Here is a 20222-nt window from a genome sequence, read left to right on the forward strand (position 1 = left end):
ATTAATCCCCTAGCCGATGGCTCCAGCCGAGTTTACTGCGCAACACTTCATAGAAGTTATGCCCAATAGGATGCACGAGCTGAACGCGCTCTGGTTTTCGTTGAATAACGAGCACATCGTCAGGTTTAGCCACGGCACGAGTTTGTCCGTCGCAGCTGATATGGGGATAGGTCTGATTGGTTTCACCAATGTGAACACGGATTTCACTGGCAGCGTCAATCACAATAGGACGACTCGACAGCGTATGAGGGAACATGGGCACCAACGTCACTACATCAAGTTTGGGGTGCATGATTGGCCCGCCGCCAGAAAGTGCATAGGCGGTTGAACCAGTGGGCGTGGCAATAATTAAGCCGTCACTACGCTGGCTATACACAAACTGCCCATCAATAAACAGTTCGAACTCAATCATGCGCACCGCTTTACCTGGATGAACCACCACTTCATTGAGCGCAGCACCGCTACCCACCGCTTTACCGTTTCGGTACAACACGGCATCTAGCAAGAAACGCTCTTCAACTTCAAACTCTCCCGCCAGCACTTCGCCAACCCGACTTTCTAGTTCATCAGGAGAAATATCCGTTAAAAAGCCTAACCGCCCCCGGTTCACGCCTAACATCAATGTACCGCTAAGGCATAGCGTGCGGGCAGCCCCGAGAAGGCTACCATCTCCCCCCACAACGATGACCAAATCGCACAGCTCCCCCAACATGCGGCGGCTGGCTTCAGGCAGTCCATGGTTCGGTAACACCGTTGCGGTCCGGTCTTCAATCAGAACTTTATAATCGTGGGCAACTAGATAGCTGACCAACCGCTTAAGCGAATCGACCACTTTGTCACTGCCTAAGCGGCCGATTAAGCCGATTGTTTTAAAGGACGTCGCTTTAGAGGACGTCGCTTTTTTAAGGGGCGCTTCTTCTAAAGGCTGCGTGCGTTCGGCCTGGCTCAAGGGTGCTAAACCTGACGATGGGGTGTTAGACATGGACAACTCTCGCTGGCATCAGCCCACATTATGGAGAGTATGAGGGTGTCGAGCAAATTGCCCAGCGCAACGCGAAACCGCTGGTTACTCTGGGCAAAAACAATAGCTTGAATTAGTTAGACAGATATAGCGCGACGACGCTGCAACCACCAGTGATTTAACCACAGAGAAGCGGCCATGATAGCGGCGCCCAATAGTAGCTTGCCTATATCTGCATCCCGGTTCCAAATCACCAGATTAACCACCAAACCAGCGGGTACCAATGCATTGTTCATTATCGCCAGTGTTCCTGCATCGACCTTGGTGGCTCCTTGGTTCCAAGCAAAATAACCCACGCCAGAAGCGACTAGCCCAAGCCATGCCAATACACTCCACTGCACCGGTGTACTGGGCAGCGCTGCCGTATTACCAAACAGCAAAAAGGCCGGGAGTGCCACTAGCATTGCGCCGATAAAGAACCAGCCAAAAACGTTATGCCACGCCAAGGTGGGCGGCAAATCAGCTGCGAGACGACGATAGCCAACCTGACCTAACGCAAAACAGAGATTAGCCCCCTGCACTACCAAAAAGCCCAGCAAGAACCCACTATCAATACCATCGTAACGAATGACGCCTGCCCCGATCACCGCCAATAGGGCGGTCACTAAATAAATAGGCGTGAAGCGCTTAAACATTAGGTCATCTAGAAGTGCAATATAAACTGGCGTGAAAATCGTGAATAACAGAACCTCAGGAACCGATAGCAGTAAAAACGAGTGATAGAAGAAGGTGTACATGACGCCTAACTGCACCGCACCCAATGCCATTAACGCTAAACGCTGTTTTCCCCGCAGCAAGCTGGGCCGTAAAAATGGCAGGAACACCAGCATGGCGAGCGTTACCCGTACAAGCACCGCAAAGTAGCTGTCTACTTGGCCTGCCAGATATACACCAATCAACGAGAATGAGAACGCCCACAGCGCCGTCACGCTAACAAGGTAGCCCATAGTAAACCCCACCGAAAAGAAAAGTTGACAGGGATTATACGCGCTTCACAACAACTGCCAATGGGCTAGGCGAAGAATCGCTAGCTTAGTGCTTTTTTAACCATATAAACGCATGCACTACGCCAGGAAGCCAGCCCAACAACGTCAATACAACACTAAGAGCAACACGTTTTGCCCCGCCCTCTGTTAACCCAACGGCCAAAGGCGGTAGCAAAACGGCTAACGCGCGGTAGGCAAACAGAACCGATGTCGGTTGAGGCGATGCTGGCACGCCTTCAGAAGCAATAGGTGATTGGGTTTGATGCTTAAGCGCGCTATCAGCCTCATTTGTTTGCACGGTAGGCGTAAAGTGCTCTACCGCCGCTTGCGCTTGCTCAGCTTGCTGCTTCTCTTTAGCTAGTGCTTTTTGGTGAGCCTCTTTATCAATTTTCTGCTCTAACGTTTCCGCGCCGTCTGCCAAATCATCGTGATGGCGCTCCCAATCTTCCCAATCATGTGGTGTACCGGATTTTGGACGCTGGCTACCTGCCCCACGAGCTCTCTCCCACGCTTTTTCTTCTAATGTGTTGGGCCGTTCAGGGTCTCTTTCTATGCCAACGCCTTTGCGATTGAGGTATTCACGTGCGTCCATACTGACTCCTTGCAGCTTCTGGAATGAAGCAAAGCGTTGAATGTACCAATAATAAGGACAACGCAGGGTGAGTTAAATCTTCTACATTAATAGAATTATAGGTCTCGTGGCTCATGGCTCTTATGACTCATAGGTCTTGTGACTCATAGCTCTCGTGACTCATGGTTCTTGTGATTCATGGCTTTCATGCCGCAAGCAGTTATTGCTCTACTCTCTTTAAGAGTGAAACTGCGCGTATTACGTCAAGGAGTGTCAAGATGAATAATAGAACCCCCGATACCGTACGCGATGTCATGTCACGGGACTGCTATCGCGTCACTGGCCAAACCTCTATCACCAACTTAGCCCAAGGTTTGGCATTGCATCGCTTACCAGGCGCTCCAGTGGTAGATGCGTCTGATCGGTTGATTGGTTTTATATCCGAACAGGACGTGATGGGTCGCGTATTGGACAGCATCTACCACGATGATGAAGCGCCGCTGGTACGTGAGTTAATGCGCCAAGACGTGCTCACCACAACGCCCAATAAAAGCATCACCGACTTAGCACAGGAAATGCTCGGAGCAAAACCAAAGGTTTATCCCGTTGTGGAGCAGCAACGTTTAGTGGGGATTGTCACACGCCGCGATATCTTAATGGCGCTGCTAACGATTCGTCGACACTAACTATCGCCGTACTATCTATTGCCGTACTACGTCAGAAAACGACCGATTGATAAGCAAAAAAAACCGCTGCTTGATAAGCAGCGGAAGCAAGGGATCGAAAACAATAGCCAGAACAACACTATTAACGACTGCTATCGCGATGTTGCCTGTACACACTCTGACACCTTGTAGGGGAAAAGTTCGCAAAACTGCAAAATTTTCGTCTTAACGAGCAGCAGGCGTATACTGTCGTGCATTGTTAAACGAATGCTGATACTGATTTTGCAGGGAGTGTAGTATGGCGCTGTACTTATTAGTGTTTGGCGTCTGTTTGCTGGTAATAGGTGGCGTGCTGGTAATATTAATGACCGTAGGTACGCCACGCTACCGCACTGAGCCTAACGATCTGATCAATTTGTTCGACAAAGCGCTAGAAAGCAGCATCAGCGAAACGGAGTGGAATGCCATCATTGGTTACCCCATTCGCCACGATGAGTACCTAGAGAGTGTCCGCCGTCGTGCATCACATTTAATGGACACCCACGGGCGCCATTGGCAAATTGCTCGAAGCAAACCGTTACTTAACCAAGAGGGTTACGCGGAACTGAAAGCATTACGTGATCATTTAGCGGCACACACAGCGCTGCGCCAGCAGTAATAGGCCAGTCGTGTCGAGGAGACCCCATGCCGAGTACTATTCGTCAAATCCCTTTAGAAAGTGCCACAAAGCATCACTCCCACGATTTTCACCAAATCGTCATTACGCTGTGCGGCTCTTCAGAATTTGAAATCGAAGGCCTCGGCGGCCGGGTAAACGCATTTTCAGGCTGCATTGTTCCCGCGAATCACGAACACTTCTATTCAGGTAATGGCTACAATCGTCAACTGATACTGGATCTGCCTGAAGATGCGCCTGCTTTAACGGGCGAACACCGCGAGTTGGTAGCACTGTTTGATGCACCGCGTTTTTTTGCACTCGACAACCCATTGCGCCACTACCTTGCTTTCGTAGAAAGCGAGCTCGTCCAAGGATTTGACACGTCGGCAATGTCTTTTCAGCAAGACCGGCTTGCTGCCACGCTGTTAGGTTCATTAAAGGCTCGTCTGGGCGCATCGGAGAGCGCATCACAACGGCGGCTCAATCTTGATCAAATCGATCGATTTATTCGCCACCACTTGGCCGATGAGCTGAGAGTCGCTGATTTAGCAAAATTGGCTTGCCTTAGTGAGGCACACTTTTCTGAACGCTTTCGCGTCCAAACGGGCCTGTCCCCTTGGCAGTATGTACGACGCCAACGTCTACACGCAGCTCGGCAGCTTGTATTACAAAGCCGTCTACCACTCACTGACATAGCCATTCAAACAGGCTTTGCCAATCAAAGCGCTCTTTCGCATGCTTTTCGGCGTAGTTACGGCTTGTCTCCCCGCCAGCTACGCCAAGGAGTAGGCGCAACCAATACGCCGCTCGATTCGGCGACCCACTTAGCGCCGTCTTCAACATCCGGTGCAACCTCGTTAGCATCTTCCGCGCCTTCTTCAGGAGCAAGCGTCAAGACTGGCGCACTCTCATTTCGCTAGTGATGAAGCAGTTAGCTTGGGCACATAACACGCTATTTTGCGTGCTGGCAGCCGTTTAGAGACTAAACTAAAGTCTTAAAAAGCGTTTCTTGCCGAGAATTTGACACGTTTTGCCATGAAAACGACATACACCTAATGGCAGCTCGCTCTACATTCGACCGTTATCTTGGGCGCAGTGCCCTACCATCGCTTTATTTCGGTTATTTGATTCAGCTTTTCGCTTTCTGTTTAGACTTATGGGGGCCTCAATGCCAAGAAAATGCGTGACCCTGCCATCTGGCAAACTGATCTTGATACGCTTATGGAGCGTATCAGTGATCACTGTCTTGTCGATGAGGATGCCTTCGTCAGTGAATCAAGGCTCTCAACGCTGGCCCACACTACCTACAGCGTTTTGTGACTGAAAAAACAATCACCAACAGCACTGCCGCGCTGGGTGGTAACGCGTCGTTTCTGGCGCTTGGCGATAAGTGAACAGCTCAGCAATGCTGACGTGTCGACTTGCAAGGAGAACCCCATCATGAACAAAACTAATCTTAATTTGCATAGCGACGTGAGTGATCTTCGCTCACGCATCCGCAGCAACTATGACGCCGATGAAACAGCGGTGCTGCATGAGCTGATCGAACGCATCAAGCTGTCAGAGGATGACCGACGTAAAGTTGCTGCCGCCGGTGCCAACTACGTGGAGCGTGTGCGCAAAGAAAGGTCTCCCTCGATGATGGAGGCGTTCCTCGCCGAGTACGGCCTTTCCACCACCGAGGGCGTCGGCCTGATGTGCTTGGCAGAAGCCCTGCTGCGCGTGCCTGATGCGGAAACCATCGACGACCTGATCCACGATAAAATTGAGCCGTCCGACTGGGGCGCACACCTGGGGAAATCGTCCTCATCGATGGTTAATGCCTCGACCTGGGCGCTGTTGCTAACCGGTAAAGTGCTGGAAGAAGATCCCAAGGGCCCAACCCGAGCGCTACGCGGCCTAGTACGCCGTATGGGCGAGCCGGTAGTGCGTAAGGCCGTTGGTCAGTCGATGAAGATTCTCGGCCGCCAATTCGTACTCGGCCAGACCATCGAAGAAGGCATGAAGAATGCCCGCGAGCTTGAGAAACAGGGCTACACCTACTCTTACGACATGCTTGGCGAGGCAGCTCGCACAGATGAGGATGCCGTCCGCTACCACGAGGCTTATGCCAAGGCGATCACCGCAATCGCCGAACAGGCCAAGGGCGATGTACGTGGCAGTCCCGGTATCTCGGTAAAACTATCAGCCCTGCATCCCCGTTATGAGTACACCCACCGTGACACGGTAATGGCAGAGCTCGTACCCCGTGCGTTGGAACTGGTAAAACAAGCGGCCAAAGCCAATATCGGTTTCAATATCGACGCAGAAGAGCAGGATCGACTGGATCTGTCACTCGACGTGATCGAGGCACTGATGTCCGACCCCAGCCTCGATGGGTGGGACGGCTTCGGGGTCGTTGTACAAGCCTACGGGCGCCGCGCCGCGCCAGTGATAGAGACACTTTACGAACTTGCCGAGCGGTTCGGCCGCAAGATCATGGTGCGTTTGGTCAAGGGCGCCTACTGGGATTCCGAAATCAAGCTCTCCCAGGAGATGGGCGTTAAAACCTTCCCGGTCTTCACCCGCAAGGTCAATACCGATGTCAGCTACATGGCCTGCGCTCAGATGCTGCTCGACCGGCGCGACCGCATCTATCCACAGTTCGCCACACACAATGCCCATACCTGCGCCGCCGTCGTGGCCATGGCAGGCGATGACAAGGACAGCTACGAGTTTCAGCGCCTACACGGCATGGGCGAATCGCTGCACCACATCGTTAAAGAGGCTGAGGGCACGCACTGCCGCATCTACGCCCCAGTCGGCGCTCACCGCGACCTGCTGGCCTACTTGGTACGTCGCCTGCTAGAGAATGGCGCGAACTCCTCGTTCGTCAACCAGGTGGTGGATAGTTCGATTCCCCCGAGCGAAGTATCAAGAGATCCAGTGGAAGGGTTTAAACAGCTTGGCGACGCCATCTCAAGCCCGTTGATTCGCCAGCCCGGTGAGCTGTTTGCGCCAGATCGCAAGAACTCCAAGGGTTATCGTATCAACGAACCCGCCTCGATCCTGCCGCTGCTTAATGCGCGGGAAACCTTTGCTGACAAGACCTGGACAGCAGGCCCCATGCTAGTGGGAAATCCTGCCCCCCAAGGTCCGGCTCGCGATGCAGTCTCTCCCGCCGACAGCTCGCGTATTATCGGCAAGGTGCATGAGGCCACCCCTGAAGAGGTAGCCGCCGCTCTCGATGCTGCAGAGGAAGGTTTCCGCGAGTGGTCAGCACGTCCTGTGGCCGAGCGCGCCAAAGTGCTCCGTCGTACCGCGGATCTCTATGAAGAACATATCGCTGAGCTGACCGTGATCACCACCCGCGAAGCCGGCAAGATGATGTTTGATGGCATCGCTGAAGTGCGCGAAGCGGTGGATTTCCTACGCTACTACGCCAATGAGGGTGAACGGCTGGAAGCGGAAGAACCCGGTAGCGCCCGCGGCATCTTCGTCTGCATCAGCCCTTGGAACTTCCCACTGGCCATCACCACCGGGCAGATCGCCGCAGCCTTGGTGGCTGGCAACGCGGTACTTGCCAAGCCCGCCGAGCAAACACCGCTGATCGCCGCCCGCGCCGTCGAATTGATGCGTGAGGCTGGCCTTCCAGAAGCAGCACTTCAACTGCTGCCTGGCGATGGGCCCACGGTGGGTGGCCCGCTGACTAGCGACCCACGTATCGCTGGTGTCTGTTTCACTGGCTCGACCCCCGTGGCACAGATTATCCACAAAGCCCTGGCGCAGAACGCAGGGCCCGATGCGATACTGGTTGCCGAAACTGGCGGCCTCAACTCGATGATCGTGGACTCTACGGCGCTGACCGAGCAGGCAGTCCGCGATATCTTAATCTCCTCCTTCCAGTCGGCTGGGCAGCGTTGTTCAGCGCTACGCATGCTGTATGTGCAGGAAGAGGCGCGCGACCGGTTGCTCAACATGCTTTATGGCGCCATGGACTCGCTCACCATCGGCGACCCTTGGAATACTGACACCGACGTCTCACCCGTGATCGACGCCGACGCCCAAGCCGAGATAAGCGACTACGTAGCAGCGCACGAGAAGACAGGTAAGGTGTTGAAGAAACTGTCCGCACCGGAAGCTGGCACCTTCGTCACCCCCGCGGTCATTGAGGTGGGGGGCATTGCGGATCTCGAACGCGAGATATTTGGCCCGGTTCTACACGTGGCTACTTTCAAGGCGCGAGACATCGACAACGTGGTCGACGACATCAATGGCAAAGGCTACGGACTGACCTTCGGCCTGCATACCCGCATCGATGATCGTGTGCAGCAAATCGTCGAGCGCATCCATGTTGGCAACGTTTATGTTAATCGTAACCAAATCGGCGCCATTGTCGGCTCCCAGCCATTCGGGGGCGAAGGCCTTTCGGGCACCGGGCCCAAGGCCGGTGGCCCGCTCTATGTTACTCGCTTCCGCCGCACTGCCACCGCCGAGCACCACAAGGCTCCTGAGGGGAAAACCCTCTCACTCAGCGACCTCCAATCGGCCTTAGATGGGCTGGATGCGCGGAACTGGGCGGTACGACCCAATCGAATCGAGGCACTCCGCAAGGCACTCTCCGGCAAAGGCGGCGTGATCCGCAAGGCCCTTAACGAGACAGCGGCACTCGACATGACACCGCAGACGCTTCCAGGACCCACAGGGGAAAGCAACCGCTTGGCGATGTATCCAAAAGGCGCTGTTCTCTGCCTTGGACCAACGCTGGATATCGCCGCTGCCCAAGCAGTACAGGCGCTTGGCGCGGGCTGTACTGCAGTAGTGATTGCACCAGGCGCAGCTCAAGCCGTCCAGCCGCTGGTCGACGCAGGCGCCCCCGTGATTGGGCTCGACGGTAGCATCACAGCAGATACACTAAGCGAGGTCCAAGGGATTGCCGCCGTCGCCGCGGCTGGCAAAAGTGATTGGACGCATGAACTGCGTATAGCACTCGCTAAGCGCGACGGTGCCATCGTGCCGCTCGAGACTCAGACCATTTCACCAGATCGCTACGTGGTGGAACGTCATCTGTGCATCGATACGACCGCAGCGGGTGGCAACGCCAGCTTGCTGGCAACGGCCGAATAGGCCCGCTGGCTTTGTCGGCGCCATGCTTCTCAACTAAACTTAGACGACAATAACCTCGTGTTGCCGGGAGGCGGCCAGTACAGGCGCTTCCCTAGCAAGGAATATCGAGGACCAAGCGGTAGCGCCTTGCTACACGAATAAGAAGCGGAGTTAAACATGCGTGCTACTAGCGGTTCTGCACGGCAAGCGCGCTAACCTGTCGGAGCTAGCTCCGTCCTGACAAATTGGAGAACTTTCATGGCTATCGGTGTTTGGATTAGTCTTTTTGCCTACTTTGCGCTCATGATCGCCATCGGCATTTATGCCATGCGCAAAGCGACATCTTCATCAGAAGATTACATGCTGGGGGGACGTGGCCTCAGTCCACAAGTAGCAGCTCTATCGGCTGGCGCTTCGGACATGAGCGGCTGGTTGCTGCTTGGGTTGCCCGGCGCAATGTTTGTTTCCGGCTTGGGATCCGCCTGGATCGGCATTGGCCTTCTGGTGGGTGCGTTCTTCAACTGGACCCTGGTCGCCCCCCGACTGCGTGAACAGACGGTTCACTACGGTAATGCGATTACCATTCCAGCCTTTTTGGCAAACCGATTTCCGACACGTGCGCATTCACTGCGCACGGTGTCTGCTATCGTTATCGTCATCTTTTTCGCGGTTTACACGGCATCAGGTCTAGTCGCTGGGGGCAAACTGTTTGAAAGCGCGTTTGCCGGTATTTTTAACATCGGCGGCATGAGCGACTACGCTGTAGGCATCCTCATTACACTTGGAGTGGTACTTGTCTACACCGTTGTTGGCGGCTTCCTGGCCGTGAGTATGACTGACTTCGTGCAAGGCTGCATCATGATGCTGGCGCTAGTAATCATGCCTGCAGTGGTGCTATTTGGCGAAGGCGGCGGTGGGTTCTCCCAAGCATCGCAGACGCTAAATGAAGTCGACCCCACCCTGCTATCCTGGACGTCAGGGCTGACCTTTATTGGCTGGCTCTCTGCGGTTACCTGGGGACTGGGGTACTTCGGTCAACCCCACATCATTGTGCGCTTTATGGCCATCCGGACGCTGAAAGATGTCCCGACTGCCCGTAATATCGGCATGAGCTGGATGCTTATTTCCCTGATTGGCGCGGTCTCTCTAGGTCTGTTTGGCCGGGCTTATGCAGTCCGCAACGGCATGGATATCGAGGATCCAGAAACGATCTTCATCATTCTGGCGAACCTGCTATTCCACCCGCTGGTCACCGGCTTCCTCTATGCGGCACTGCTTGCTGCAATTATGAGCACCATTTCCAGCCAATTGTTAGTATCGTCGTCCTCATTAACCGAAGATTTCTATCGCCTGTTCCTAAGAAAGGAAGCAACCGATAAAGAGTGCGTAAAGGTCGGTCGAATCTGTGTCGTACTGGTTGGTCTGGTGGCCGCTGTGATTGCGTCAAATCCGGACTCGCAAGTTCTTGGGCTCGTAAGTAATGCCTGGGCTGGCTTTGGCGCAGCATTTGGCCCGCTGATCATTCTGTCGCTAATGTGGTCTCGCACGAACGGAGCTGGCGCCATTGCAGGCATGGTAGTGGGTGCTGCTACCGTCATGATTTGGATTGCATTAGGCTGGAACGGAGAATTTATGGGTGGCCCCGGCGTGTACGAGATCATCCCTGGCTTCATCGCTGCCTTTATTGCCATCTTGGTGGTTAGTAGCATAACTGCCGATGCGGGTGAATATCAGCATATTGATCGCTAGACGAGCGTCAATGACACACTCAGCTTAATTAAACAATTAGCTGATTATTGAGGCCTTCCCATGCCACGGGAAGGCCTCTTTCACTTCTGACAGCCTCTTTTAAAAGCCCATTATTTAGCGGCGGCGCTCCACTCTTTGCCCCAGGTCAATAACCTGCCCTCCTCTACCCGATACACTCTTTGCATGGTTCGCGATCATGTCGAACAACGGTTCATGTTAACCACTCACTGCAAAGACTCACATTAATGGTCAGGAGCAATGCTATGCGCCATAACTCTCTTTCAACACTGCTCACCACTGGACTTGCAGCAGCCACATTGATGGCAAGCGGCCAAGTTTTAGCTTACGGCGCTGGCGATTTCTTTACTCGCGTGGGTGTTGCCAAAGTGGAGCCAAAAAGCGACAACGGTTCATTAGCCGGAGGCGCGTTCGCGGTTGATGTTCAGGATAAAACCGATTTCGCATTTACCCTGGGCTACCGCTTCCACGACAAAATGGGCATCGAATTACTGGCAGCCCTACCGTTTGAGCACGATATCGCCCTGAACGGTGATAATCTTGCCTCTACCAAGCACCTTCCACCAACTCTAACGCTCCAGTACTACCCGCTAGGTGGCACTGATGCGCGCGTACAGCCTTATGTCGGCGCAGGTATTAACTACACCTTTTTCTCTGATGAAGAGCTAGCCATAGGCGAACTGGAGCTGGACGACTCCTGGGGTGCCGCTGCTCAAGTGGGTATCGATTTGCTTATCGATGAAAACTGGGCACTTAACGCAGCCGCGTGGTATATCGACATCGATACTGACGCGACCGTTAACGGTGCCGCTGCAGGCACGGTAGAGATTGATCCCTTAGTGGTTATGGCAGGCTTAAGCTATCGTTTCTAACACCGCTACAGCTGTGCTAGCGCCATAATCGCATGAAAAATGCCCAGTCCCGCTGCTTGCGGTGCTGGGCATTGTCTTTGCTGATACCCTCATCACACTAGGCTTCAGCTTCTCGTAGTAGCGCGACCTAGTTTTCGGTAACTAGCTGATCTATCTTTTCAACGGCTCGAACAACCAGTAGCTGGTCACTGGCACGAACTTTTTCCTGCATTAGATATGCAGCCACTGCCGGCGCTACATCGCACTTGGCAGGCATAGCGGCCTGGGCATCAATCAGTGCATTTAATCGAGCGATAAAAACAAATCGAATCCACTGAGGCAGCGACATCGTGTCGATACAGAAGGGTTGCTGACTATTAAATGCTGAAATATCAGGCGTTGGCATACGCCATAAGTTAGCGGCCTTCATAGTGGCTTCAAGCTCAAGAAGCGCGGTTTGAAGCTGTTGATGGACGCTCATAAGCACCTTTTCCATTTGAATCAGTAAAGCTTTATTATCCCAGCACTGTGGGTAAGTTGCCAACCGTCTGACAGAGTTTGTGTGTTATTCACAGATTCACAGAAAACCTGCAAGAGGCTGTGGATAAACTATGGAAAGATGTCGCTACTGTTACTCTCATGCGGGTTACACCATGTTGTGCAATTTTTAACCATTTTGATAATAAAGCACGGATTAATCAGCGTTTGCGGCTGACAGTGACACATCAGCAAGGTAGAGTGCAGGCTTGAAATGCGGAAGGATGTCATGCAACCAATCCAGACACTTGATGAGTTTTTTACACGTAGCGGCGCGGACGTTTCCCTCTACCATATGGGACGACGAGTAACGGACTGCCCACGAGAAACGCTGCGTGCATTCGAAAATGGCGAGATAGCCTGGCCGGAACCCTGGCAACAGCAGGCACGCCTTGGCGTAGTATTTCGTATGGGTGACATGCCTGAACCAGCCATCTGGTTTTTGGCGCTGCCGCTAGACGAACAAGGCAAGCTCTCCCCCGCCCAACGAGACGGTTTTATTAATCGCTTGCTCGAAACCCTTGGGAGAAATGCTGCGCAGCTAGAAAATAAACCGCTAGGCCAGGCAGAAACTGCTGACGTGGATCATCTAATGAAGGATAATCCGCTCGCTTTTTCGCCTGATATTACTTTTCAAGCAATGCTTAATGCTCAGGCCAGTTATGCATTAGAGCTTGCCGCTAGCCAACACTTAGAGCCTGTCGAGGCCTATCTTAGCGGCCAGCAGACCATTGACTGGCAAGCACTGGGGTTACAAGGCATCGCTGATTATGTGGTACGCCTCGACTTACCCACATCAGAAGCGCTAGCGCTGCGCCTTCCCCAGTTGCCCACTAGTGTCGCTCACTCGCTGTGCTATTGCCTGGAGCATAGGCCTCTTGCAGAGCCGCTGGTCAGTGCCTTACGGGCGCGTGGAGAGCAGGCAGCCATTGATGGTGACGTAGAAACCCTGTGCGCCTGCGTGCGCGCCGTGGGCTGTACTCCGTCAGTTAGTGTCGGCAAATGGTACTCAAGCCTCTTAACTGACCCCATTGCTTGCGGCCCAGATATTATCGCAGCCATTGCTGGCCGCGGGTGGTTATTGTTAGAAGACGCTGAACGTTTACCGTTGCTTTTACAGCGTTTAGCAGAAGACAAACGCACTAATTTTAATGCAGTCGTACGTGACCTTGCACTGATTCCCAGACTTCGCCTATTGGTTATGCTGACACTACGCGACGCGCCGCCTGACTCCGCGATTCAGCTAAGGCTAAGTGCGTTGATTAACCAAGCTAGAAGCTAGCTATTTATTTATGAGACGCTAGATCGACTCATTTCTTGATGACAAACCTTCATTTGCCAGGAGTATGCCGTGAAGGAATTACCCTATCAGGCCAAAGCAGTCATCGGCCGCCGTGAAATGGTGACGTTACCTGAATTAGGGCTTCACCTTTGCTGCAAAGCCGATACTGGCGCGCGCACCTCTGCTTTGCATGCCGAAGAGATTGACACTCATGAAGATGAGGATGGGCAGCTGTGGGTAAGTTTTATTACCCATAGCGGTGGCCCGCAAACGCCTGCCCACCGCTACCAGCTCCACTTGCACGACCGGCGGCGCGTTACCAGCTCTAATGGGCACAGCGAGTGGCGTTATGTGATTCGCACCCCGATGCAATTGGGTGAACTAAATTTTCCGGTTGAACTAACCCTGACTGACCGTAGCAATATGCGCCATCCCATGCTGCTTGGGCGCCGCGCTATGCGACGCTTGCTTATAGCCCCTGGGGCTGCATTTTTGCACGGCGAGCCTTAAACTAACTTATTAGCCATATTTTTTGGCCCCGGAGCCCTGCATGCATATTGCCCTGCTTTCGCGCAATCGCAATCTATATTCTACTCGCCGCCTTATTGAGGCCGCCGAGCAGCGTGGACACACCGCTCGCGTGGTCGACACGCTGCGCTGCTATATGAGCATCGCCTCCCACCATCCGTCGATTCATTATAAAGGCGCTGAAATCGAGCCCTTCGATGCCGTCATTCCTCGCATAGGGGCATCGGTTACCTTTTATGGCTGCGCCGTACTGCGCCAATTTGAAATGATGGGCACCTACGTTATAAATGATTCAGTAGCCATCACTCGTTCACGGGATAAGCTGCGCTCGCTACAGCTTCTCTCTAGAAAGGGGTTGGGCCTTCCCATCACGGGGTTCGCCCACTCTCCTGATGACATTCCTGACCTGATTACCATGGTCAAAGGTGCTCCGCTGGTCATCAAGCTACTGGAAGGAACGCAAGGTATCGGTGTTGTACTTGCTGAAACCAACCAGGCAGCTGAGTCGGTTATTCAAGCGTTTATGGGCATGAAAACCAACATCATGGTGCAGGAGTACATTAAAGAGGCGCGCGGTGCCGATATTCGCTGTCTGGTGATTGGCGATAAAGTGGTTGCGTCGATGAAGCGTCAGGCAGCCGAAGGTGAATTCCGTTCAAACCTGCATCGTGGGGGCACCGCCAGCGTCATCCGCATTACCCCCGAAGAGCGCTCAACGGCCATTCGAGCGGCAAAAGCCATGGGACTGCGCGTTGCAGGTGTCGACTTACTGCGCTCTAACCACGGGCCGGTGATTATGGAGGTCAACTCATCACCTGGATTACAAGGTATTGAGAATGCAACAGGCAAAGATATCGCCAGCATGATCATCGAACACATCGAAAAAAATGCCATGCCAGTGCGTAAAGCGCCACCCAAGCCTAAAGGCTAAGGCTTAATGCAAAAATAATCCGCATTAGGGGTGGCAAATTAGCGCTGCCACCCCCACAATCTGCGTCACCGAAGGAGGTAGACGCTCATGTTTCTCGACAATCGCCAAGTGGCGATGGACAGCGTGCTGGAAGCGCTGGCCGATAGCATTGATTATTTCCAGGATAATATTGAACGCCTGAGACCCACGCTGCGTGATGCACTGAAACCGCACTATACCGAGCGGTTAAACCAGATGCGTAAACTTCAGGAACTGGCCCGTGCGCACTTAAAAATGCTGCCTCGAGATGCTGACGTTGAGCGTGACGACTTTTTATGGCTATGGAGCCGTTTAAAAAGCTTTGTGGGCAACGATAGTCAGGTATTAATCAATGAGCTGTTGGAACAAGAGCGCGTACTGATGCAGGCCCTTTCAACGCTATTCACTCACCCCCTGCCCGACCCCATTGAGCCGGTAGTGGAAGAGTGCATGCAAGGTTGCCGCAAGCTAATACGCGAATTGTATAGCTTACAAAAGCGCAAAACGCATCGCTAGCCTATTGATCACCCGCCGCCTGCTCATGTGACGTCTCCGCCGACCTCACAAAGTAGTGGTAAATATCAAGGCCAACAGGGAGGCGAGACACTTCGCCGACGTTGCTACTAGCGTTTAATTCGATAGGTTCTGGAGAGCCTAGAAAGTAAGGCTCTCTTCCCCAAATATATAGATCACCTAACGTAGCGACCCGCGCCACCCATTCGCGCATTTTCAACCGCCACTCCCCGGCAGCAGATTTCTCTTCCGCCACACAGCCAGTTACATCCATTCCTAATGCGCGACCAATAAAAACCGCACGGGGAAGATGCCAGCTCTGAGTAACCAGCAACGCCTTATCTAACTGAAAGACATCTCTAGCGCGCGCAAGCGTGTCATAGGTACTGAACCCAGCAAAATCCATGGTGAGCTGGTCTGCTGGCACACCGCGACGATAAAGATCACGCCACATGGCGCGAGGCTCGTTATAGGCTTGAGTACGATTATCCCCAGAGATCAATAAATGACTGACCCGCTGATCGGCAATCAGGCGCGCTGAGGTTCGCATACGGGCGTTAAAGTGTGGGTTGCGAAAGCCGCTGCGTGTCCAGTTAGAGGTCCCAAATACGATCGCCACATCGGTTGGGCGGCACTCCGCAAAGCTGTCATCAATATAGCGTGCCGTACTAGCAACCACCCAAAAATTACCAACTATAAACAGCAATGTCGCCAGCAGCATAAGTGCTCCTAGCGACATCAAAAAACGTTTTATGTAACGTAATAGCAAGCTGTGCATCCAGCTCCCCATCAGGGGTTAAAACATGCCGAGCTCAAGCTTGGCTTCGTCGCTCATCATGTCACGGCTCCAGGGCGGGCTGAAGACAATTTCAGTATGCACCTTGTTAATCTGAGGCGCACCTAGGATTTTATTTCGCGCATCCGCCGCAATGACATCGCCCATTCCACAGCCTGGTGCGGTCAGCGTCATACGAATAGTGACCATCCGCTCGCCACTGATCAAGCGCTCAAGACGGCAACCATAGACCAACCCTAGATCAACAATATTAACCGGTATTTCGGGATCGAAGCAGGTACGCAACTGCTCCCAGACAAACTGTTCAATTTCTTCATCGCTGGCACTTTCAGGCAGCGTTGGGCGAGGCAATGGCTCGAGCCCCAAGGCATCCAAATTACGCCCTTCAATAAGATAAAGCCGCCCTTCATAGCCAACACTTACCGAGCTGCCCTTCGCTTGCATCACGCTGACAACGCTGTCTTCGGCCAGTGTCTCCGTTTTGCCAAACGGAATAGCAATGGCGTCAACATCACGCTGAAGCGGCAGTTTTTGACCACGTTCAAGGCTGGCCACTTGCTCAATATCCATAACGGTCCTTAAATGACGGCCTTTAACGTACCATTCCAATCACACGCTTTAGCGCTGCAACAAACGTATCTATCTCTTGAAGCGTATTATACGCCGCAAATGATGCACGACACGTGGCATCTACGCCAAAATGATGTAGCAATGGTTGCGCGCAGTGATGCCCAGTACGAATAGCGACGCCTAGCTGATCAATCAGCAGCCCAATGTCCTGGGAATGGGCGCCTTCGACCACAAACGACAGCACGCCAGCTTTATGCGGCGCTGTGCCAAGTATGCGCAAGCCATCTATCTGGCTCACCTCTGCAGTGGCATGTTCCAGCAGTACGGCTTCCCAAGCACCAATCGCCTCCACGCCTACGCCTTCTAGCCACTCAATAGCGCGCCCCAAAGCAATCACCTCCGCAATCGCGGGAGTGCCAGCCTCGAATTTATGCGGAAGCGCCGCAAAGGTGGTGCCGACGTCAAAAGAGACCGTTTTAATCATCTCGCCACCACCCTGCCAAGGCGGCATCGCTTCTAATAAGGTCTGCTTACCGTACAGCACGCCAACCCCAGTAGGGCCATAAATTTTATGCCCAGAGAACGCATAGAAATCAGCATCAATATCCTGAACATCAACCTGCTGGTGCGGTGTTGCCTGAGCACCATCGACCAGGATAAGCGCACCGTGCTGATGGGCAAGCGCTGCCATCTCTTTCACTGGGTTAATGGTGCCCAACGCATTAGAGACATGATTGACTGCCACTAGTTTAGTGCGCTCATTGAGCAGCGCGCGGTACGCCGTCATGTCTAGCGCCCCATTAGCCTCAACGGGAATGACTTTAATGGTAAAGCCGATCTCAGCCGCCAATAGCTGCCAAGGGACAATATTGGAGTGATGCTCCAACATTGAAATTAGCACTTCATCGCCCGCAGCCAGCTGGGAGCGCCCCCAACTTTGAACCACTAGATTGATTGCTTCAGTCGTGCCCCGCGTGAAGATAATCTGGCGTGCATCTTCCGCATTGAGAAACGCCTTAACGCGATGCCGTGTGGCTTCAAACGCTGCTGTCGCCTCATCTGACAAGGTGTGCAGCCCCCGGTGGATATTGGCGTTATAGCGCGAGTAATAGTCGCTGAATACGTCAATAACCTGCTGGGGCGTTTGGCTTGTCGCGGCATTATCTAGATATACCAACGGCTTTCCGTGCACTTCCCGTTTTAGTATCGGGAAGTCGTTGCGCAGCGCCTCAACATCAAACGCTGCAGGGGCGAGCACGGAGGGTTTCTCAATCACGCTATGGGGCATCGATGACTCCTTGGCTAGTCGTTGAGTGCGTTAGTCGTTGAGCGCAGCCGCTGCTTCTACCAATCCAGCGAGATTGAAGCGTTCCGGCAGCTTGCCCGCTACCGCCAACTCTACCCGCTCAGCAATCACATCTAGCGCGACCTGTTCAAGCACCTCGCCAGCAAATGCAAGTGTTAACAAGCCTCGCGCTGTCGCTTTGTCGATGCCGCGGGTACGCAACGCGTAGATCGCGTCTTCATCCAACTGCCCCGTGGTGGTGCCATGAGAACATTTCACGTCATCAGCATAAGTTTCAAGCTCAGGCTTGGCATCGATATGCGCGCGATCGGAAAGCAATAAGTTTTGGTTACTTTGGAAACCTTCGATCTTCTGGCTATCGCGCTTAACGTACACTTTACCGTTAAACACGCCGTGGGCACGGTCATCCAAAATGCCTTTGTAGTTCTCGTTCGAGAACGTCAGCGGCGCATTGTGATTAACCTTGGTGTGGTTATCCACGTGCTGGCGACCCTGACCAAAGAACAGGCCATAGAAGTTGGTTTCTGCGCCTTGGCCGTTTAAATCACTAATCAGGTCGTTGCGTACCAGCGCACCGCCCAAATTCAGATTGTAGGAGCTGTAACGGCTGTCTCGGCCCTGTTCGACATGAATACTGGCGACATGCAGATCACCTAAGGGCGCTTCTTGCAATTTGTAGTGATTCAGAATCGCACCGCGATCCAGCATCAGCTCTGCAACCACGTTGGTGAAGTTGGCCGCATCGGCTTCACCGATATAGTGCTCAATTAACGTTGCTTCACTGCGCCCTGCTGCTTCAACCAAAATACGCGGATGGCACATTACTGGCGTGCCCGCGCGGGACAGAAACTGCAGTAGGATGGGTTTTTCCACCACGCTACCCGGTGCAATGCGCACCACAGCACCCTCTTCCATAAACGCGGTGTTGAGCGCGGCGAACGGGGAGAAATCTACTCCCGTTAAGCGCCCCAGCGGCCCACCCACAGCTTCATGGTTATCACTCAGCGCTTTGGAAAGCGGCATTACCTGAACGCTACTCGGCAGTGCTTCTAAGTCCGACAATGCGGCTGAGAAAACACCATCCACGAAGGTCAGTCGGTACGCATCCAACGGCAGCGTAAGCGCGGCTGCTTGTGCCTGGGAAAAGTCCGCAGTCTCAGCCAGCGCAAAGTTGCCCTGGGCAATCGTACGTACGTCAGTATATTTCCACTCTTCATCGCGGCGAGCTGGAAACCCCATGGCTTCAAAGCGGGCAGCTCCCGCTTGGCGGCGGGCCGCGATCCAAGTTGGCTCAACTCCGCGCTGTTGGCTACGCGCTTTCAGCGTGTCCAAAAACGTTTGCGTATCGCTCATGCCACAGACTCCTCAATGCCTTCATAGCCGTTGGCTTCCAGCTCTTTAGCAAGCTCAGCGTCGCCGCTCTTCACAATACGACCGTCGACTAAGACGTGCACTTTATCCGGTACGATATAGTCAAGCAGGCGCTGATAGTGAGTGACCAGCAGAATGGCTCGCTCTTCAGCCCGCAGGCTGTTAACGCCATCGGCAACGACTTTCATCGCGTCGATATCGAGACCAGAGTCAATTTCATCAAGCATGGCCAGCTTTGGCTGAAGCACCAGCATCTGAAGAATTTCGTTGCGCTTTTTCTCACCGCCAGAGAAACCTTCATTGACGGCACGCTGCAGGAAACTGGCATCCATCTTCATAAAGCCCAGCTTCTCTTTGACGAGCTTCATAAACTCAGGAGCGGGCATTTCTGCTTCACCACGTGCGACACGCTGTGCATTAAGCGCCGACTTGAGCAGATAGATATTTTTCACCCCTGGAATTTCCACTGGGTATTGGAAACCTAGTAGCAAGCCCGCTTGAGCGCGCTCTTCAATTTCCATTTCCAGCACGTCCTGCCCCTCAAAGGTAACGCTACCCTGGGTCACTTCGTAGCCATCTTTACCGGCAATCACTGCCGACAATGTGGATTTACCCGCGCCGTTCGGGCCCATAATGGCATGCACTTCACCTGCATTGATGGTGAGCGTTAAACCTTTCAAAATTTCTTTGCCGTCGACGGTGACGTGTAAATCTTTAACTTGCAACATAGTCATAACCTTTTAAATTCTTGCGGGACGCTTGCGCG

At 53.4% G+C, this 20222-nt stretch carries 20 protein-coding genes and 1 pseudogene; 12 read left to right on the forward strand and 9 right to left on the reverse strand.

From position 1 onward, the window contains the following. Position 1 precedes the first annotated feature (1 nt). The 3 genes from INT21_RS18015 to INT21_RS18025 form a co-directional block, all read right to left on the reverse strand. Complete coding sequence (locus INT21_RS18015; RefSeq protein ID WP_038483133.1) at positions 2-982, reverse strand: NAD(+) kinase; 981 nt, start codon at positions 980-982, stop codon at positions 2-4. Between the two features lie 116 nt (positions 983-1098). Further along, positions 1099-1968 (reverse strand): carboxylate/amino acid/amine transporter, encoded by an 870-nt coding sequence (locus INT21_RS18020; RefSeq protein WP_193060504.1) that lies wholly within the window; start codon positions 1966-1968, stop codon positions 1099-1101. Between the two features lie 85 nt (positions 1969-2053). Continuing rightward, entirely contained in the window at positions 2054-2599 is a 546-nt protein-coding gene (locus INT21_RS18025) for a YqaE/Pmp3 family membrane protein (RefSeq protein WP_193060503.1), read from the reverse strand. A gap of 257 nt (positions 2600-2856) precedes the next feature. On the opposite strand from INT21_RS18025, the gene INT21_RS18030 reads away from it, so the two are divergent. The 8 genes and pseudogenes from INT21_RS18030 to INT21_RS18060 all read left to right on the forward strand — a co-directional run bounded on the left by INT21_RS18030 (position 2857) and on the right by INT21_RS18060 (position 11625). Beyond that, the gene (locus INT21_RS18030) at positions 2857-3264 is read left to right on the forward strand and encodes a CBS domain-containing protein (protein ID WP_038483124.1); all 408 of its coding nucleotides are present in this window, start codon (positions 2857-2859) and stop codon (positions 3262-3264) included. A 277-nt stretch (positions 3265-3541) separates the two neighbouring features. After that, complete coding sequence (locus INT21_RS18035; protein ID WP_095604612.1) at positions 3542-3901, forward strand: hypothetical protein; 360 nt, start codon at positions 3542-3544, stop codon at positions 3899-3901. A 26-nt stretch (positions 3902-3927) separates the two neighbouring features. Continuing rightward, positions 3928-4821 (forward strand): AraC family transcriptional regulator, encoded by an 894-nt coding sequence (locus INT21_RS18040; protein ID WP_193068425.1) that lies wholly within the window; start codon positions 3928-3930, stop codon positions 4819-4821. A 259-nt stretch (positions 4822-5080) separates the two neighbouring features. Then, complete coding sequence (locus INT21_RS18045; RefSeq protein ID WP_193068424.1) at positions 5081-5221, forward strand: hypothetical protein; 141 nt, start codon at positions 5081-5083, stop codon at positions 5219-5221. Further along, a pseudogene (locus INT21_RS20815) lies at positions 5194-5295 on the forward strand (1-pyrroline-5-carboxylate dehydrogenase); the annotation flags it as partial. The gene INT21_RS18045 and the pseudogene INT21_RS20815, both read left to right, overlap by 28 nt. A 46-nt stretch (positions 5296-5341) precedes the next feature. Continuing rightward, positions 5342-9007, forward strand: a complete 3666-nt coding sequence (gene putA / locus INT21_RS18050; protein ID WP_193068423.1) for a bifunctional proline dehydrogenase/L-glutamate gamma-semialdehyde dehydrogenase PutA — start codon at positions 5342-5344, stop codon at positions 9005-9007. A 237-nt stretch (positions 9008-9244) separates the two neighbouring features. Continuing rightward, a complete protein-coding gene (putP, locus tag INT21_RS18055; RefSeq protein WP_193068422.1) occupies positions 9245-10735 on the forward strand; it encodes a sodium/proline symporter PutP in 1491 nt (496 codons plus the stop codon). A gap of 263 nt (positions 10736-10998) precedes the next feature. Beyond that, positions 10999-11625: an OmpW/AlkL family protein gene (locus INT21_RS18060; protein ID WP_089037667.1), complete on the forward strand. Its 627-nt coding sequence runs from the start codon at positions 10999-11001 to the stop codon at positions 11623-11625. A gap of 127 nt (positions 11626-11752) precedes the next feature. Here INT21_RS18060 and INT21_RS18065 read toward each other — a convergent pair whose 3' ends face one another. After that, positions 11753-12085: a YqcC family protein gene (locus INT21_RS18065; RefSeq protein WP_089037666.1), complete on the reverse strand. Its 333-nt coding sequence runs from the start codon at positions 12083-12085 to the stop codon at positions 11753-11755. A 285-nt stretch (positions 12086-12370) separates the two neighbouring features. On the opposite strand from INT21_RS18065, the gene INT21_RS18070 reads away from it, so the two are divergent. From INT21_RS18070 to INT21_RS18085, 4 genes are all read left to right on the forward strand, one after another. Next, positions 12371-13423 (forward strand): DUF3549 family protein, encoded by a 1053-nt coding sequence (locus INT21_RS18070; RefSeq protein WP_193068421.1) that lies wholly within the window; start codon positions 12371-12373, stop codon positions 13421-13423. 69 nt (positions 13424-13492) lie between these two features. Then, on the forward strand, positions 13493-13933 hold the full coding sequence (locus INT21_RS18075; RefSeq protein WP_009724956.1) for an ATP-dependent zinc protease family protein: 441 nt from the start codon (positions 13493-13495) through the stop codon (positions 13931-13933). Between the two features lie 40 nt (positions 13934-13973). After that, positions 13974-14882 carry a 30S ribosomal protein S6--L-glutamate ligase gene (rimK, locus tag INT21_RS18080; protein WP_038483098.1) on the forward strand — a complete coding sequence of 303 codons (909 nt, stop codon included), beginning with the start codon at positions 13974-13976 and terminating at the stop codon, positions 14880-14882. An 87-nt stretch (positions 14883-14969) separates the two neighbouring features. After that, entirely contained in the window at positions 14970-15416 is a 447-nt protein-coding gene (locus INT21_RS18085; RefSeq protein WP_089037664.1) for a hypothetical protein, read from the forward strand. A 1-nt stretch (position 15417) separates the two neighbouring features. Here the strand turns inward: INT21_RS18085 and INT21_RS18090 are convergent, their stop codons facing one another. From INT21_RS18090 to sufC, 5 genes are read right to left on the reverse strand one after another with little or no spacing between them, the layout of a single operon-like run. Next, positions 15418-16191 (reverse strand): SanA/YdcF family protein, encoded by a 774-nt coding sequence (locus tag INT21_RS18090; RefSeq protein ID WP_226912725.1) that lies wholly within the window; start codon positions 16189-16191, stop codon positions 15418-15420. 18 nt (positions 16192-16209) lie between these two features. Then, the gene (gene sufT, locus INT21_RS18095) at positions 16210-16779 is read right to left on the reverse strand and encodes a putative Fe-S cluster assembly protein SufT (protein ID WP_193059323.1); all 570 of its coding nucleotides are present in this window, start codon (positions 16777-16779) and stop codon (positions 16210-16212) included. A 22-nt stretch (positions 16780-16801) separates the two neighbouring features. Continuing rightward, positions 16802-18067, reverse strand: a complete 1266-nt coding sequence (locus tag INT21_RS18100) for an aminotransferase class V-fold PLP-dependent enzyme (protein WP_193059322.1) — start codon at positions 18065-18067, stop codon at positions 16802-16804. A gap of 30 nt (positions 18068-18097) precedes the next feature. Then, positions 18098-19438, reverse strand: coding sequence for a Fe-S cluster assembly protein SufD (gene sufD / locus INT21_RS18105; protein WP_193068420.1), 1341 nt, complete (start codon positions 19436-19438; stop codon positions 18098-18100). Beyond that, positions 19435-20184, reverse strand: a complete 750-nt coding sequence (gene sufC, locus INT21_RS18110; RefSeq protein WP_095604620.1) for a Fe-S cluster assembly ATPase SufC — start codon at positions 20182-20184, stop codon at positions 19435-19437. Before sufC ends, sufD begins: the two co-directional genes overlap by 4 nt. Positions 20185-20222 lie beyond the last annotated feature (38 nt).

Source organism: Halomonas sp. 3F2F (genome assembly GCF_014897805.1).
Taxonomy (GTDB): domain Bacteria; phylum Pseudomonadota; class Gammaproteobacteria; order Pseudomonadales; family Halomonadaceae; genus Vreelandella.